This window comes from Algoriphagus sp. Y33 (genome assembly GCF_014838715.1).
Taxonomy (GTDB): domain Bacteria; phylum Bacteroidota; class Bacteroidia; order Cytophagales; family Cyclobacteriaceae; genus Algoriphagus.
This window is the reverse complement of the sequence record NZ_CP061947.1, coordinates 2,371,957-2,390,366: the sequence shown is the minus strand read 5'-3', so window position 1 is coordinate 2,390,366 and position 18,410 is coordinate 2,371,957. Positions and strand designations below refer to the sequence as shown.

11 protein-coding genes are annotated in these 18,410 nt (G+C 41.7%); 8 read left to right on the top strand and 3 right to left on the bottom strand.

What is annotated here, in order from left to right; translation table 11 throughout:
• The first annotated feature begins 88 nt into the window (after positions 1 to 88).
• The 6 genes from ID165_RS09730 to ID165_RS09705 all read left to right on the top strand — a co-directional run bounded on the left by ID165_RS09730 (position 89) and on the right by ID165_RS09705 (position 13,904).
• Positions 89 to 3,247: a TonB-dependent receptor gene (locus ID165_RS09730; protein ID WP_225587058.1), complete on the top strand. Its 3,159-nt coding sequence runs from the start codon at positions 89 to 91 to the stop codon at positions 3,245 to 3,247.
• Positions 3,248 to 3,265: 18 nt separating this feature from the next.
• Positions 3,266 to 4,930, top strand: a complete 1,665-nt coding sequence (locus ID165_RS09725; RefSeq protein WP_192350145.1) for a RagB/SusD family nutrient uptake outer membrane protein — start codon at positions 3,266 to 3,268, stop codon at positions 4,928 to 4,930.
• 29 nt (positions 4,931 to 4,959) lie between these two features.
• Positions 4,960 to 6,240 (top strand): glycan-binding surface protein, encoded by a 1,281-nt coding sequence (locus ID165_RS09720; protein ID WP_192350144.1) that lies wholly within the window; start codon positions 4,960 to 4,962, stop codon positions 6,238 to 6,240.
• A 301-nt stretch (positions 6,241 to 6,541) separates the two neighbouring features.
• On the top strand, positions 6,542 to 9,829 hold the full coding sequence (locus ID165_RS09715) for a VCBS repeat-containing protein (RefSeq protein WP_192350143.1): 3,288 nt from the start codon (positions 6,542 to 6,544) through the stop codon (positions 9,827 to 9,829).
• 39 nt (positions 9,830 to 9,868) lie between these two features.
• A complete protein-coding gene (locus ID165_RS09710) occupies positions 9,869 to 11,617 on the top strand; it encodes a glycoside hydrolase family 9 protein (RefSeq protein ID WP_192350142.1) in 1,749 nt (582 codons plus the stop codon).
• A 385-nt stretch (positions 11,618 to 12,002) separates the two neighbouring features.
• A complete protein-coding gene (locus tag ID165_RS09705; protein WP_192350141.1) occupies positions 12,003 to 13,904 on the top strand; it encodes a sialate O-acetylesterase in 1,902 nt (633 codons plus the stop codon).
• Between the two features lie 359 nt (positions 13,905 to 14,263).
• On the opposite strand, the gene ID165_RS09700 is transcribed toward ID165_RS09705, so the two are convergent.
• Positions 14,264 to 15,322 carry a carboxylesterase gene (locus ID165_RS09700; protein WP_192350140.1) on the bottom strand — a complete coding sequence of 353 codons (1,059 nt, stop codon included), beginning with the start codon at positions 15,320 to 15,322 and terminating at the stop codon, positions 14,264 to 14,266.
• Positions 15,323 to 15,326: 4 nt separating this feature from the next.
• Positions 15,327 to 15,926 carry a hypothetical protein gene (locus ID165_RS09695; RefSeq protein WP_192350139.1) on the bottom strand — a complete coding sequence of 200 codons (600 nt, stop codon included), beginning with the start codon at positions 15,924 to 15,926 and terminating at the stop codon, positions 15,327 to 15,329.
• A 125-nt stretch (positions 15,927 to 16,051) separates the two neighbouring features.
• On the opposite strand from ID165_RS09695, the gene ID165_RS09690 reads away from it, so the two are divergent.
• Positions 16,052 to 16,618 (top strand): hypothetical protein, encoded by a 567-nt coding sequence (locus tag ID165_RS09690; protein ID WP_192350138.1) that lies wholly within the window; start codon positions 16,052 to 16,054, stop codon positions 16,616 to 16,618.
• 147 nt (positions 16,619 to 16,765) lie between these two features.
• Here the strand turns inward: ID165_RS09690 and ID165_RS09685 are convergent, their stop codons facing one another.
• A complete protein-coding gene (locus ID165_RS09685; protein WP_192350137.1) occupies positions 16,766 to 17,092 on the bottom strand; it encodes an antibiotic biosynthesis monooxygenase in 327 nt (108 codons plus the stop codon).
• A 247-nt stretch (positions 17,093 to 17,339) separates the two neighbouring features.
• On the opposite strand from ID165_RS09685, the gene ID165_RS09680 reads away from it, so the two are divergent.
• Positions 17,340 to 18,287, top strand: coding sequence for a DUF4097 family beta strand repeat-containing protein (locus ID165_RS09680; protein WP_192350136.1), 948 nt, complete (start codon positions 17,340 to 17,342; stop codon positions 18,285 to 18,287).
• The last annotated feature ends 123 nt before the right edge of the window (positions 18,288 to 18,410 follow it).

The following is an 18,410-nucleotide window of genomic DNA, read 5'->3' as shown; positions in this document are numbered from 1 at the left end:
TACTGACAAGCAGATTAAATTTTACCTCGGGAAAACCTTTTCCTGCTCAAAACCTATATAACAATTTCTTACAATTAAACCCCTCATGATGAAAAAACTATTACCGATTTGGCTTATGCTTCTGGTAGGTGTAGTTCAGGCTCAGGTCACGGTCACAGGAACCGTGAATTCTGCAGGCGATGGACTTTCCCTTCCCGGAGTAACAGTGCTGGTGAAAGGAACCACCACTGGTGTAGCAACTGACGTAGATGGAACTTATTCTATTACAGCTCCTTCTTCTCAATCCGTCTTGGTTTTTAGCTTTATCGGCTACAAATCCCAAGAAGTCGTGGTAGGTAACCAGTCCACGATCAACATTTCCCTAGAAGAAGATATGGCTTCTTTGGACGAGGTTGTAGTGGTAGGTTATGGTACTATGAAAAAACGTGATATGTCCAGTGCACAGGTATCTGTGACATCTGAAGATATAGAGCGTACTGTCAATACTACGGTAGAGCAGGCTCTACAGGGTCGTGCCGCGGGTGTATATGTGACGCAAAATACAGGTGCTCCCGGGGGAGGGATCTCAGTGAATATCCGGGGTGTCAATTCTATTGGCGGAACTAATCAGCCACTTTATGTAATCGACGGTGTTCAGGTACAGCCTGCAGCCGTATCTTTTGGAAATACTTCTTCTACAAACCCGCTTGCCGGACTTAATCCTAGTGATATTGAGTCTATGGAAGTATTGCAAGGGCCTTCTGCTACTGCGATTTATGGTTCTAGAGGCACCAATGGTGTGATCATGATTACCACTAAGCGTGGTAAAGCAGGTGAAACCAAAATCACATATAATTACCTGTATACGCTTCAGGACAAGCCTGAGAATTTAGATGTAATGTCATTGGGACAATATGCGACAATGACCAATGAAATCGGAGAAATTACAGGTATTGATCCGCCGGCTGCTTTTTTGGATCCATCGCTTTTGGGTGAAGGGACCAACTGGCAAGATGCCCTTTTCAAAACAGCTCCTTTGAACAAACACAATATCACGCTTACAGGCGGAGATGAAAAGACTAAATTCTATATCTCAGGTGAATATTTCAATCAGGAAGGTGTAGCCATAGGTTCTTCATTTGATCGTTATTCTGTAAGAACAAATATAGATAACCAGACTAGGAAATGGTTGAAATTGGGCTTGAACCTGCAAGTGTTTCACACTGATGAAGAACTGGCTACAGGTAGTTCTGACGTGATCAACAACGCCATTCAAATGGCACCAAATGTACCGGTAACGAATCCCGATGGATCTTGGGGTGGAGCTGACCCCATCAATGGATCAAGTTTGCAATTCACTCCTGCTAACCCGATTGCGTTGGCGAATCTGTTGGAAAGAACCTATAAAAGAAGAGGGTTGCAGGGCGGCTTCAATGTTGAAGTAGACATTGTCAAAGGTCTGAAATTCCGTTCTATGGTGAATACCAATATCAACTACAGCAACGGACACTTCTTTACCCCTACCTATACACTGGGTGTAGTGACAAATGACACAAATACACTGACCCAAGAATCCAGTAACAGCTTCTATTGGAACTGGAATCAGATGTTTACCTACAGTGAAGTTTGGGGTAAGCATGCATTGGATGTAATGGTAAGCCATGAAGCACAGGAGAGCCAATACGAATTTTTAAATGCAGGAAGGGTTAATTTTCCTTCTAATGACCTTCAGCAAATAGGATTGGGATCTGCTCAAGGTGCTACCAATAGCGGTGGGGCAAACCAATGGGCGATGGAGTCTTACTTTGCTAGAGCAAATTATACGTTCAACGAAAAATACATCTTATTGGGTGCATTTAGAGCTGATGGTTCCGCAAACTTCGGTCCTGAGAATAGATGGGGATATTTCCCTTCTCTTTCTGCGGCATGGAGAGTTTCTGAAGAAAACTTCTTACAGGATGTAAGATGGATGGATGAGTTAAAGATCCGTTTTGAAACAGGTCTTACCGGTAATCAGGGCGATGCAATGGCGATCTATGCACCACTTAGCTCGCCAAGTATTCCTACTCCTTGGGGAGGTGGTTTCTTGGTCTCCAGATTTGGCAATCCAAATCTGAAGTGGGAAGAGACATCCACGATAAACCTTGGTTTTAATTTGAATATGCTGAACAACAGGCTTCAAATTGAAGGTGACTTCTATTTGAAGAAAACGGACAATTTGCTCCTGCCTAATCCGCTGCCATGGTATATGGGGACGTCTGCAGAAGGAAGCATCGGTACTCCTACAGTGAATATCGGTGCATTGGAAAACAGAGGTTATGGAATTACCATTAATACCATCAATATCGATAACAGAGCCAGCGGGTTTTCTTGGAGCTCCAATTATAACTTCTCAGGTTTCAGAACGGAAGTTACCAAATTCTTCTCTGAGACTGCTTTTATAGATCGTACTGCATGGTGGTTAAATAACTTCACTGCAAGAGCTCAGCCAGGTTTTGCTCCTTGGTTGTTCTATGGCTATCAGGCTGATGGCTTATTCCAATCAATAGAGGAAGTGGAGTCTAGTGCGAGACCGGTGGACAATTCAGGAAATCCTATCCAGGTGGATCGTGAAAACGGCATCTATGTGGGTGATATTAAATACAAGGATCTGAATGGTGATGGGGTGATTGATGAGCGTGATCAGACTTTCATTGGAAATCCTTGGCCGAAATTCACTTTTGGTATGACTCAGCAATTCTCTTACAAAGGTTTTGCTCTTGATATCTTATTTACAGGAGCTCTTGGTGTAGACATCTATAATTACAACAGATTCCTAAATATCAATCCAAACAACGTGAACCTGGGTAGAAACATGCTTTTGGAAACTTATGACTATGCTAGAATTGATATGGATGGATCAGGAAATCCATTTATTGTAAATGCAGGTACTGATGTTCCTAGAATCACAGCTACTGATCTTAATGGAAACGGAACAAGAATATCTGACAAGTTTGTAGAGGATGGTTCTTATGTGAGAGTTAAGAATATCAATCTTTCTTACGTAGTTCCTAATGAATTGCTGGGGAGACAAAATGTGGTAAGAGGTCTGAAACTAGCTTTCGGCGTACAAAATGCCTTCACTTTTACTAAGTATAAAGGGTATGACCCTGAAGTAGGTGCCTCAATCGGTAACAATGTGTCTGCCAACAATCAACTGATTGGTGTTGATTATGGTAGATATCCACAGACTAGAATGTACACATTCAGTTTAGGTGTAGACTTCTAATCCAAAAATCATAAACACATGAAAACAAACACAAAATTCCAAAAATTAGTCCTTGGAGCTACTTTGCTACTAGGAGGAATGGTGGGCTGTTCTGAAGATTTCTTGGATAGACCTCCATTAGATGCAATTGTAGATGCAAATTTCTACAAGACTGATGATCAGATTTTGGCTGCTTCAGCCCCGTTATATAACATCGTATGGTTTGCTTACAATGACAAAGCCAGCCATGGGATAGGCGATGCCAGAGGTGGTACACTTACTTCCGGATCTTATCAGTTGGAAAATGTACGGTTCAATACCACAGGTGAAACTGCCGAAAACGGTGCCGCCTGGAGAGCTTTCTACAACGTGGTAGCCCAGTCTAATTCCCTGATCAACAACATCAATGAATTTGCAGGTGAAAATGTGACAGATCGAATCAGAAATCACGGAATCGCTGAAGGGAGATTCATGCGTGGTTTGGCTTATTCATATCTGGTACAGAACTGGGGTCCGATTCCGATTATTACCAACAATACAGCACTGCTTCAGGATACAACCATTGCGAGAAACACGGAAGAATCTGTATGGCAGTTTATCATAAAGGATTTTCGCTATGCAGTGGATAATCTCCCTGAGAGTGCAGTGATGAACGGTCGCTTGACCAAGTGGTCTGCAGAAGGCATGCTTGCCAAAATGTACCTGACCAAAGCAGGTGTGACCGGAAGTAGAAATCAAAGTGACTTGGATTCAGCAGCATACTTTGCCAAAAGAGTAATTGATAACAGTGGCGCAGAATTGATGGAGGAATACGAAGATCTATTTAAGACTGCCAATAATAATAATAAAGAAACACTGGCTGCGCTGCAGTGGGTGTATAACGCGGGACAAGCCGGTGCTTGGGGAGCTCAAAACTCCGTACAGGCATTCCTAGCTTTCGGTTCAGAAATTACGGGTTTCGGTGATGGATGGGGCGGAGATATAGGAGCTTCCAAGTGGATGCTGGATCTCTACGATGACCTTGTATTTGACAAGAGAAGGAAAGGAAGCTTTATGTTTCCCGGTGATCACTATTCCTATATTACCCAGGTTCCTCCGGGCGGATCTGCTCAGCAGCTTAGAGTTCCTGCAAGAAGTATAGATGGAAGCAGGGAGTATAATAGCCGGGCTTGGGTGAAGAAGTATGTGGTAGGAAGGCCTGAAGACAACGATGGGAAAGTTGTTCAACAGGGAACCGAGATCAATACATATATTCTTCGTTTGGCCGATGTTTACCTGACCTATGCAGAGGCGGTTTTGGACAAGAATCCTACTGAAGCATTGACCTATGTAAATTTAGTAAGGTCAAGAGCAGGTGTGAATGCACTGACTTCAGTGACTTGGCAGGATGTGTTCGAAGAAAGAATCAAAGAATTTGCTATGGAAGGTCAGGCTTGGTATGAGTTCACTAAGCTACACTACTATGATCCTGCAAAAGCATTTGACATTCTATCCAAACAGGATAGAGGTACTTTCAGAATCTACGCAGATCAGATTCCAAATCCTACCATGTGGGAAATAGAGATCCCTGCGGATGATACTTCTCCTAGGTTCTTTACAGTGAACGAATCCAACTTTAAGATTCCGATTCCTTCTGCGGAATTGTCGAGAGCTCCCAACTTGAGGAAGCCGGCGGTTCCATATGATTTCTCAGCAGAAAATTGATTGTGGACTTCTATAGAAATGCAAAACATATGAAAATCATAACTAATATTAGATCCTCACACTCACTCCTTGTAGCGTCTGCGCTATTGATGGTGATTTTCCTCGGAGCATGTAAGGATGAAGACGAAATAAATGTAGGCCCGCCTACCATCGAGCGGGTGCGCAACACGGATCCTACTTCAGCAGACAGTGCGTTCATCTCTGCTACTTTGGGAAGTACATTGGCCATCATTGGAAATAATCTATTAGGTACCCAACAAGTATATCTAAATGACTATCCCCTTGGTGTAAATACTGCCTATGTGACCAATACCTCAGTGATTGTGACCGTAGGAGATTCGGTCCCTACTGTAGCTACTGACCCGAACGTGCCAAATACACTGAGATTAGTAAACAAAGCAGGGGAGGCTACTATAGAGTTTCAGACGCTTCCTCCGGCTCCTCAAATTACTCAAGTGAAAAATCAGTATGTAAGATCTGGCGATGACTTAACGCTATTTGGTAGATATTTCTACTTCGTAGATACAGTTTATTTCCCAGGTGAAGATGTGTATGTCACATCAGGATTTGTGACCAATGCAGCGGGATCTTCATTGACAGTGAAAGTACCGGATAACCTTGATTTCTCTGAAGGCCAGTCTATCAGAGTGGTGACCAAATCCGGAGGTTCTTCTGTCAACAGAAACACGCAGATCTATAGTGAAAAAGGCATGATCGCTGATTTTGATACCAATGGTGCACTTTCATGGCCTTGGGATTGGGGATGGGGTATATCAGGTGATATGATTCAGCCCTCTCAGCCGGGTATTTCCAGCCTAGAAGGAAGTTTCGCAGGTATGAACCAGCCTTTCCCTGCCAGCAATGGATGGAACAACGACAAAGTAATCAACTTGGTTAATTGGGGAGGTTTACAGATTTTCCCTGAGGGGACAGGCTATGAGCCAAGTACGCCTGCTGCCAATTTTGATATCCGGTTTGAAGTGGCTGTTAATACTTCGTCATCCATTGAAGGGCTTGAAATGCAAATCTGGTTTCCTGATGCCAATGGGAATGAATTAAGCTATAACATCCCCCTGAGTGATTTTATCAAAACTACGGATGGTAGCTGGTATACTTTGTCAACCAATATGACAAGGCTTACGAATGGTTCCACTCGTTTAGGTACATATGCAGATTTCTTGGAAGGTACTTATGATGATACGGGGGCTAATACAAAGCAACTCAGATTGGTAGTAATGAATCCTACATCCAATGATATTCAGGCTGTACTAGGCGTGGATAACATACGGGTAGTGAGAGCAATAAATTAAATAGTATAGCATAAGAGGTTTATTAATTCAATCTCCGGGGCAGAGCGTTTTGCCTCGGAGTTTTTTCTAATAGGATGAAGCCGCAGTCTGCACAGAGTGTTTCGCGGAGAGCACATGTTTTAGAGTTGTTACTGCAATGAAAAAGAATTGAATGCCATTTCATCCAAGCCAATTCTAAGATTTAATAAGTAGGCGGACTACCATCTAAAAACTCAGGTAGAGTAAATGTAATAGTGCAACAATACATTACTTAAAACTTAAATTTATCACTGCTTTTCTTCAATCAATCAACCCATTGAGCTTGAACTCCCAACTTATACTTAAAAATGGAAAATCATCAAAATCAATCCTAGTCATTACACTGGGAGTTTACTTTCTATTTTCTGCCTGTCAGGAAAATAGGAAAGAAAGTACATCTACACTTTTTGAGGAAGTAGGTTCAGACTCTACCCATCTCACTTTTACCAATAAGATCCAAGAAACAGATTTAGCCAATATTCTTACTTACCAATATTTCTACAATGGAGGAGGGGTGGCTGTAGGTGATCTGAACAATGACGGCTGGGAAGATCTTTACTTCACGTCCAACCAAGGTCAAAACAAGCTTTTTTTAAATCAGGGAAAACTGAAATTTAGAGATATTACCCTTGCTACCGGAACTGCCGGCAAAGAAAATTCCTGGGCCACCGGCACAGCCATTGTGGACATCAACGGCGATGGTCTCAAAGATATTTATGTGTGCTACTCCGGTGATCTCCCGGACGAGCGGCGGAGAAATCAATTATTCATCAATCAGGGGCTGGACAAAGACGGTATTCCGTTTTTCAAGGAAATGGCCGCGGAATATGGATTGGATGATCCGGGATATAGTACATCGGTGTATTTTGCAGATCTTGATCTCGATGGGGATTTGGATATGCTCTTACTCAATCATAATCCCAGACTTTTCAATAACCTAAATATAAATGCATTCGAAGTTATGCTAAACACAGCAGACTCGATGAGCAGCACCAAGATTTACAAAAATGAAAATGGGGTTTTTAGAAATGCCACCAAAGAATCAGGTTTGTCCGAAACAGGTTTGAGCTATGGCTTGGGAGCTTCCATTGCTGATTTTAACAGGGATGGTTATCCTGATATTTATCTGGGGAATGATTACTCTGCACCTGACTACCTCTACATCAATCAGCGCGATGGTACGTTTGTCAATAAGGCAAATGGAGCGTTTGGCCATACAAGTCTATACACTATGGGGGTGGATGCTGCTGATATCAACAGGGATGGAAAATTGGATATCATCAGTCTGGACATGTTGCCTGAGGATAATGCCCGGCAGAAATTGTTGTTTACCCCTGAGAATTATGAACACTACAGTCTTTTTCTTAAAGCTGGGCTTCATCATCAGCTGATGCGAAATATGCTGCAGCTGAATAACGGGGATGGGACTTTTTCGGAGATTGGGCAGTTGGCGGGAGTCAGTGCTACAGATTGGAGTTGGTCACCTTTGTTTGCTGATTTTGACAACGACGGCTTTACGGATCTATTTGTCAGCAATGGTTTTTTGAAGGATTTTACAAATCTGGATTTCATCAATTATAGAAACGAATACCTTCAAAACTCCAAAGTGTCTGCTGCAGGAATCAAAGAATTGATAGAGAAAATGCCGGCGACCAAAATTGGCAATTACGCATTCAAAAACGTCAATGGAATCCAGTTTGAAAACCAATCCGAAAACTGGGGACTGAATACTCCGGGGAATTCCAATGGAGCTGTTTATGTGGATTTGGATCAGGATGGTGATCTGGATTTGGTGATCAATAACCTCAATGAACCTGCTCAAATTTTCGAAAACAAGACTTCTGACTCAGAAAAATCAAATTACCTGCAAATTAGGCTAAAAGGACTTCAGGGGAACGGAGATGGTGTAGGAGCCAGCGTGAGTGTCTATCAAAATGGCCAACTCAACTACCAAGAACAGCAGATCTATAAAGGCTATCAGGGCAATGTGAGTTCCCTTCTCCATTTCGGCTTGGGAGAAGGAAAAGCGGATTCTGTTGAAGTGCGCTGGAAAAACAGGAAAATCAGCAGAATCATGAATCCTGGAATTAATCAAATACTAGAGATCGGGGAAGCTGAAGCAGAACTTGAAATAGTGTATGACAATTGGAGTTTAACCGATTTCACACTAATTGGAACATATCCAATCAAGACTGTTGTACCACTGCCGAATGATTTCAAACGTCAAAGCCAATTGCTGTATAGCCTGTCTCAACAGAAAGTGTCAATGATCCAAGCTGATCTAACTGGTGATGGGGAAGTCGAGCTGATCATTGCTGATGGAAACAGAGTCTATTCCGTTTCCCAATCAGGAATCCCCAATAAAGAGGATTCCTATCAAATATATAATTCGGATTCCCCGACGATCACATCAATTGCTTCTTTTGATATAGACGGAGATTCCGACTTAGATCTTTACATCGCCAAAGGTGGATATTTTGATATGGTGGAAGATGATCCCAGACAGCGGGATTTATTATTGATCAATGACGGGAAAGGAAATTTTACCGTGTCTGAGATGGGTTTTGGGTCTCATTCTTCAGAAAATGTCACTGTTTGGGATGCAAATGGGGATGGGTTGGATGATCTGTTTGTTGGGTCGGGGTATACACCGGGGAGATGGCCTGAATCGCATCAAAGTACACTATTGATTAGCTCAGGCAATGGCACTTTTTCGGCTATTCAACTTGAAAATATTTCCAGGGTGAAAGCCTCCCAGAGCATTGATTTGGATCAGGATGGAATCGAAGAATTGATTATAGCGTCTGAATTTGACCGAATCCGGATAATCAATTTTAAGGAGGGGAAAGTAATGGATCGTTCGAAGGAATTTTTGCCAAATGGAAAGTCAGGGATATGGTCATCCATTCTCATCAAGGACTTGGACAAGGACGGATATCCTGAGCTTATTGCAGGTAATTGGGGATTGAACTCCAGACTACAGACAGATGCAAACACTCCGGTGCAAATTTATTTTGGAGACTTCGACAGTAATGGATCTATCGATCCGCTGATGACTTTCCAGATTATGGGCCAGGAGTTTCCTTTCTTTTCCAGAGACGAGCTTGCGACCCAGATGTATAAGAAAAAAGTTCTTTTTACTACTCATGAAGCATTTTCCAAAGCCGGCATTCGGGATATATTAAGCGAGGAAGAATTAATGAAATCCGAAGTGCTAAAAGCTCAGACATTAGAAACGAAAATGTACACTTTGAAAAACAGGGTATTTGAAGAAGTAAAATTACCTGGTTTGGTGCAGTCTTCACCGATACAGGCGATATCATCTCTGAAATCTTCCAAAGGTTTTGATCTGCTTCTCTTGGGAAATCAAGAGAATGCTAGACTAAAAGTAGGAAGAGTCGACTCAAACCCGGGCTGGCTTCTGTATAAAAATGATCAGGGAGCTTGGGAGCTTTCGGAACCTAACAAAACAGGCCTTATGCTGACATCCAATGTGAGTAGTGTGGTAGGGAATGAGAATTTAATCTGGATAGGAATTCCGAATGCCGGAGTGTTCCAGTATGTATATTAATTAAAGTGATTACTTGTAACTAATTGAACTTATTAAAAAATGAAAAGTAAGCATGTGCTATTCCTAAGTTTGCTTTTGTTCCAATTGGGATGTAAATCTCCGACGATAGATTTATACTTACCTATTGATGAATCAATTCGTCTCAATCAGATCGGATTTTATCCTGATCAACAAAAAATTGCAGTAGTCTTAGGTAATGATGGAGTTGAAGATTTTGTGATCTGGGATGAAGAAAAGGGTGATATCGTCTACGAAGGGAAAATAGCCAAAGAGGTTACAAAAACACTTTCTGGATATGATTCAAGAATTGCGAATTTCACTCAATTGAGCCAAACCGGGAATTATGTTTTTGTGTTGGCAGGAGTAGGCAAATCTTATCCATTTCGGATCGATTCACACGTCAATCAAGAATTGGGAAAGGCCGGTATTAAAGCTTTTTATTACCAGAGGGCTGGTGTGGCGTTGGACAAAACTCACGCCGGTATTTGGGCTAGACCCCTTGGACATCCGGATGATCAAGTAATGGTCCATCCTTCGGCAGTTTCTCCCACAAGAAAAGCAGGCGACTTAATTTCTTCGCCAAGAGGATGGTACGATGCCGGGGATTATAATAAATACATAGTCAATTCGGGAATCACAGTCGGAACCCTTCTTTCCCTTTATGAAGATTACTCAAGCTATTTCCAAGAGCTTGAGTTGAATATTCCTGAATCAGGAGATCAAATTCCTGATTTGCTTGATGAAATCCGTTGGAATCTGGATTGGATGATCACAATGCAGGATCCGAAGGACGGGGGAGTATACCACAAACTCACCACTGCAAAATTTGAAGGAATGGTGGAGCCGCACTTAGCAGTTTCACAGAGATATGTAGTAGCCAAAAGCACCACGGCTACATTGGATTTTGCTGCTGTGATGGCTCAGGCATCGCGCGTGTACAAAGCCTATTTTCCGGAGGAATCCGTCACTTATTTGAAAGCAGCGGAAAAAGCTTGGAACTGGGCTAAAAACAATCCTGATATGTTGTATAAGCAAAATGAGATGAATAAACAGTTTGATCCGGATGTTGTGACCGGTGCATATGGAGATTCCGGTGCCGAAGATGAACGGGTTTGGGCAGCATCCGAACTTTTTGTCACTACACATAACTTGACTTATTGGGAAGAATTGGTAGAAGCAGATCAAAGTTTCAAACTTCCGTCTTGGAACCAAGTATCCTGGCTGGGCTATTATTCCTTGCTAAGACATCAAGACAGTATCAGCTTATTGCCTCAAGAATGGATGGCAACTTTAAAAATAAACTTATTATCTGCTGCTAGGGCGCAAATCGAAGGTGCTGGCTCAGCAGCTTTCCGAAGTCCTATGACTACGAATGTCAGGAATTTCATTTGGGGATCAAATGCTATGGCTTCCAATCAGGGAATACTATTGTTGTATGCTTATACGCAGAGTAATGAGCAGGTTTTCTTGGAAGGAGCATTGGATAATCTGGATTATATCCTCGGAAGAAATGCCACTGGCTATTCTTACGTTACCGGTTTTGGGAGCAAAACGCCCAAGCATCCCCATCATAGATTGGCCGAGTCAAGGACTGATTTGCCTCCGCTGCCCGGATTTATCGTGGGAGGTCCCAATCCCGGACAGCAGGATGGATGTACGTATGCCAGCTCCTTTGCAGATGAATCATACATTGACGAAACCTGCAGCTTTGCATCCAATGAAATTGCGATTAATTGGAATGCTCCTTTTGCTTATTTAGTTAATGCTGTGGAGGCTATTAGAAATTAAGTTGTAATGGAATTTTACCAAGAGGTTATTTGAAGGGATAAGTTTTGGGTTTTACGGTTATAAGGAATCCTGCCACTAGCCCTATTTTCTTTGCATATGGAGTTGGAAGACTGAAGCGGCGACAACGCTGGAATTTACCAAATCTCTATTGGTTTTATTCCCATACTGGCAAAGCACCGTATAATCATATTTGATTTATCTCTTTTTCTTCCCTTAAAGAACAACTTCAGTGTAGTTTTCATAAATCCTCGCGCTCTAAGGATACATCGAGTTTCGGTTGTGCTTGTCCGCTTATTTGGGATAAATCAATCTATCGACATCATTGCTTATATTGATGCTACGTTTAGATTTACTAGGCAATTTCCCATAAGAATTAACCATACCTATGAAAAGCACCTGGAAAGTATTTGCACTCTTTATTTTGTTTTCCTGTGAGTTCTCAAAGTTTGATTCGGCTGTTACTATGCCCAAGCTTTTTGGAGAGGGAATGGTCTTGCAGCGTGAGAGAGCCATCTCCTTATGGGGGAAAGGCATTCCGGGGGAAAATGTGCGGGTAAGTCTGGCAGGTGCCGTTACCAGCGGAACTGTTGATGCTGATAGCTCATGGATTTTGAAAATGCCAAAACTACCGGCTGGAGGACCCTATATACTGGAGGTAAATAATCAAAAAATCAAGGATGTCTATATAGGGGATGTTTGGGTGGCTGGAGGTCAGTCCAATATGGAGTGGAAATTGAAATCGCAGGTTATCGGTGCCGAACAGGAATTTATGGAAGGTGGAAATCCTGAGATAAGGTTCTTTAAGATTCCAACTTCCTATAGCGCAGTCAAGTTGGAAGATGTGGTAGGAGGTGATTGGAAAGTAGCTGATTCGGTGAATATGAAGGATTTTTCGGCAGTAGCTTGGTTTTTTGCAAAGCGAAATAATCAGGAAAAAAAAGTGCCGGTGGGAATCATCGAGTCTAACTGGGGAGGAACACCTGTAGAAGGCTGGATGGATGCTGAGATTTTGGCTCAAATGGAAGGTTCGTTTAAGGGCCAGGCTACAGATATCATAGAAAACAATGAAAGCTGGGACGCTAAATTGAAAGAAAATGAATCGAACAGGCATATGCGCGATTCTATGGTAATCAAACCTGATTCTCTTCTGGCTTCGCAGGTAGCGGCTATTTCTTACGATGACTCCAATTGGAGAAGAGTCAATTTGCCGCAAGGAAATCCTTTACAGCATATTGCCTGGGTGCGGAAGAAATTCACCCTTGCTGCTATAGATAATGCAAGACTTCATTTAACAGACATTGAACAAATGGCCTACGTGTATTTGAATGGAAAATTACTTCATTACAAAGATTGGGGAACCACGGTTCCTGAGATAGAAATACCGTCAGAAATGCTGATAAAAGGAACAAATGTATTGACTGTTAGAGCTATCAACACTTGGAATAACCGGCCAAGTATTGGGAAACCGGGTGAAATGTACCTGCTTCAGGTTGGTAAGAAAATATCTTTGGAGGGAGCATGGGCTTATTCTAATTCTGTGGTAGAGCCTCATCTGCCTGTTGTAGAATGGTATAATTGGATGCCCGGAATGATGTACAATGCCATGATTGTTCCGATCACCAAGTATACGATCAAAGGTGCCATTTGGTATCAAGGAGAAAGCAATGCGGGACGTCATGAAGAATATAAAACTCTTTTCTCTACCATGATTACCAATTGGAGGACTGACTGGGGCTTGGGTGACTTCCCATTTCTGTATGTACAGCTGGCTAATTTTATGGAACGAAAAGAAGTACAACCTGAAAGTGATTGGGCATTTTTGAGAGAAGCCCAGAGGCAGACTTTGGAGCTTCCGAAGACAGGAATGGCGACAATTATCGACATAGGGGAAGCAGATGATATTCACCCCAAAAACAAAAAAGATGTAGGAGAAAGGCTTTGGTTACTGGCTCGGAATGTGGCATTTGGAGAAAAGATTTTAGCCTCTGGACCACGGTTTGATTCACTTTCTAAACAGGGAAATGAGTTGATAATTAGTTTTAAATCCGTAGGAGAAGGATTGAAACTTAAAGAGGGGAGTGAAGTGAAGGGGTTTATCGTGGCAAGCGAAAATGGAAGCTTTCAACAAATTTCCGCTTCTATAATAGGGAAAGAAAAAGTGAAGATCTTGCTTCCTTCAGGAATTGAAGCCGGAGAAATCCGCTATGCGTGGGCTGATAACCCTGAGGTTAATTTGGTAAACAATCTTGAATTACCTGCTGAGCCATTTAGGGCGAAGTTTGAGTGAAAAATAAAGTTAATAAGACTGGGTAATCCAATATAAAATCATATTTAACTCCTGCTGAAAAATTCTCAGGTATGCCAGACTTGCCTGCCGGCAGGCAAGTCTGGCATCCGTCCGAGTGAAGATGATGCTTATACTTCTAATGTGGGCAACGTAGAAGACGGTATGGCTGAGGCTAGCTTGAAAGTTCGGAATTTGAGATTTTCTGATGCATGGATAAAGACCTATTCTCATCCCTAAGCTTGCACCTGCTGAAAAACCGTGAGCATGACAAATGGGTTAATCATTCAAAATGATAGCTTTTGATCTATTACCGGCGTTTTTCAGCAGGCCCTACTTGGGTCTTTTGCTTGTAGTACTTCTTATTCAATGGTTTCCTGCACTTGGATCAGGTCGTCCACTTTTTCTTGAAATTCAGGTTTCGCAGGGACTTTTACTACATTTTCTAAGAAATCAATTGTACTGAAAAGTACTCCTTCCCAGTCTCCGGAGGTAATAGAACTTCCGATCACATGATCACCGGAATTTGGAAATGCCTTCTCCCGCTTTAGTGCTTCGGGGGTAGAGATTTCTTCAAACATTTCCTTCATCTTAGGTACCGAGACCACCAAATCCTGAGCTTCATTGTCTTTGTAATAGTATCCCAAGAATAGGGGTTGTTTTATTTTTTTGAATGTATTTTCATTCATATTGCTGTACATAATTACTGCAAGACTTTCATATGCATTGATATGGTAGTCCTCCGACCAATACATGGCTTTTTCGCCTTCCCGCGTCTGATGGATCATTTTCTTTTCCATCATAGTCATCTCCATGATTTTTTCTGCCCAAGGGTTGAAGAATGCAGAGAGTTTTTCCCCATAATCCCTAATTGCCGGGGAATAGACGATCACTGCCTTGATGTCAGGTTGCTGGCTAGCCAAAAGCAAAGTCAGTGCACCTCCCATAGATGTGCCGACTACAATTACCTCATCTCCCAGACTTTTTCCGATTTGATATGCTTCGCCTGCAGCATTGGCCAATGCCTGCGGGCTCATATACTCCAGACCATTGTCTCTTTTGATGCCATGATCAGGGAGCCGGGTCACAAAGAGGTTGGCACCGAAGTGGGAGGCAAGGAACCTATGAACAGGGTCTCCTTCCATGGGGCTTGCACCAAACCCATGAATATAAACAATAGAGTAGGGAGTCTTGCGTTTGTTCAAGCTATCTGCCCATACGATATAGGCTTCATTTCCAGGCTTCAGTCCCTGCACGGTATCCTCTCTTTGAGCCACATAACTCCTCAATTCAGCTAGGCGGGTAGGAACTTCAGGAAATTCAATTGTAATTTCCTGATTCTTTACTTTAGGTCCGAGCATATAGACGATGGCAAGTACCATGGCTGCGGCAAAAATGCCCAGTAATATTTTTCTTAGCATACAATCAGTTTGTTAAAAGTACAGGTGAAGTTGATTCATAAACCTTCTGCGAACCATCTTTAAGATTTAAAATGGTTTTGGTTTTCAATTGGGATTCGTTTTCCGGCTGAACAGCAATTGAAAGCCTGTATTGACCCATAGATCCGGTGAAGTCCCGTAAGTCAGATAGCTTTATTTCATCATGGGTGGTCACGAGACTAGAAATATCCGTACCGGCTTCTTTGTCCCCATAGGGTGCAAGCAGAGTCATTGATATGCTTGCGATGTTTTGAAAATCCAAATTCGGTGCACAAGAAAGTGCGAAGGCTGTGCCGGGGAAACTGCCTGTAAATGAGGATTGAGAGATGGTCTCTGAAGCAATTTTTAAAAATATTCTAAAATCCTCTAAGTTTACGGTGTCTGATTCTGAGGCATATTTATTGTCTTCATATGGCTCATAAAAAAGGCTAATGTCTATCGCATTTACCTTACTTGGTCCTCCACATTCTCCGAAAGGATTAACTTCAGTGTCGTCCACGCATGCTACAAAAATCATCATCGACAAATAGGCAGCAACAATACCCGCTGTCATTTTTACTCGTTTGATTTTTAAAATTGAGTACATAAGAATTATTTTAATCTATTTACGAGGCATTGAGTCTATCTTGAACATTAAAATTTAATCAAATCTAACCATCTAATTAAATTGAAATGTGTTATTTGCTATTAAATAATCTTAAACTAAATTGTATGAAGCGAGTACTACTTGGATTTCTTTTGCTACTAAGCAGTCAGTTAGTAACGGCTCAGGAAACTGAAACTAAACCGGCAACGCAAGCTGTTTTTATTGAGCTGGGAGGAGCAGGACTTCCCTATAGTTTTAATTATGATTTTCGTTTTGACAAGTCAAAACGTGATTCTTGGGGAATGAGAGTCGGTTTTGGAGGTTATGCTATTGACGGAGAGTCTTTCTATTCTGTTCCGGTGATGGTAAACAAACTCTATGGTAAGGGGAATCATTTCTTTGAAATGGGTTTGGGGGCAACTTTCGTGGCTTTTAATAATGATGATTATTACTATGATAACTGTTATTATGACCATAACGGTAATTACATCTGCAATTCAAGTTCTCGATCCGGCACAAGCTTCATTCTTGATATTGACGAATCACCTTCTGTAATGGGTGTTTTGAATTTTGGCTATAGAAGAATCCCTACAAACGGCGGTTTTATGTGGAAAGTGAATTTAAATCCCATTTTCAACAGCAATGGGTTCTGGCCGATATTTGCGGGAATTGGGTTTGGTTATGCCTTTTGAAAGTTGGGCATTGGAATGACAGGTACTTAATTGATGTATCAGTTACAACGGATGATTTTAGATAGCACCGGGTTTCAACCCGGTGCTATTTTTGATTTTGTAGGTTCTGGTTTTTTACATGGGATTTGAGATTTCAGATAGCAGAATTCAGCTGTCCGAAATCCCAAATTCATAATCCCGTTCTACGAGGCATATTCTAGTTTTGTAAGCAGCATACCATTTTTCCCTACCCATTCTTTGCGCAAGAAGATGGTCAGTTTGTTGCTTCCAGTTGCGGATTGCGTCAGTATTTTTCCAATAACTTACGGTGATTCCCAGATTCTCTCTTACACTTTCATGTCCAAGGTAACCATCCTGAGTTTCCGCCAATCGTATCATTTCCAATGCAGTTTCGACATAACCTTCTTCGATTTCGGTTCTTATATTGGAAAAAATCACAGCATAGTAGGGAGGCCTCGGGGTGTTTGCGATCATTTTTTTAATTTTTAACTAAGGGTAAATACAAAGTAAACTGTCTATGCTTTATCTGCTAAAGATGAGTTGAAAATATTTCCCAATTGATCTAAAATAGAGAAATCCTGAGTTATAATGCAATTCATATTGATCTAGATCAAGTAATCCTTACTAGGGAAACAGGTTCATTAAAATCAGCGTACATTTGTATGCAAGCAGACTAGTTAGTATTATAAATCAACAGTTTATTCTTTAAAACTATCTGTTTATGAAATTGAAACAAATTAAATTTCGCTTACTTTCTTTATCTACGTTTTGGTTAGGTATAGCTTCTTTGACATCTTGCGACTCTGATCTTGAGTTGGTTCAGTCTATTAATGAGGAATTCCCCGGGATTACCTCCATCCAGATCGAATCCTCATTTCTTGATGTGACTTATCAGGGAAATGAAAATTCCCAATCTGTGCATCTTCTAGGAACGTTGGAGTCGAGCAGAGGGGGAAATTACTTTATTGAGTATAGAGTGGATCGGAATAAGCTGATAATCGAAGTGGAAAGACGCGGTATTGGCAAGGGCAATAATCGGGGTTACCTTAATCTTTCAGGTCCCAAATTGATGAATATAGACGTGGAAACAGGATCAGGAAATAGTTACATAAACAATGTTTCTTCACAGGAGTTTCAATTTGAAGGCGGATCCGGTAATCTGGAGTTGTCTCATATAAGTGCTCCACATATTGATTTGGAACTAAGTTCGGGTAAGGTCACTGCGTCACATTTAGTAGGTGATGTGGAGTTGGAGGTTTCTTCCGGTATCGCAACTTTCTCGTATGTGGAAGGAGATATAACTGCTGTCGGATCGAGTGGAAACTTTGATTTCAGGCAGATAAATGGAAAAGTAACTAGTTCCTTGAATTCCGGAAACGGATCGTTGAATAAAGTTCAAGAGATTGGTAGATTGAGAATTTCCTCAGGAAATTATAAAGTAGATGCTTCTTACTTGGGAGTTAATACACGATTTGAAGGAGCATCAGGGAATTTTGATATAAAGACAGACTCCGACTTGAATGATTTCAACTTTGATTTGAAATCATCCAGTGGAAATCTAAGCGTAGGGGGAAGCACTTCTTCCGGGTCATTGAAGATCGATAACGGTTCTCCTTATACCGTGTCGGGTGTTGTCTCCAGTGGCAACATCCAAATAAGGAATATGTGAAAAGTTGTTCACATCACCCCAAACCCGGCTCAGGCCGGGTTTTTTTAGTTTAACCACAGGGAACACGGAGGTTTGCTTGGAGGCCACAGTTTAGTGTTTTTCTACACTTATTTTTTGCCCTAT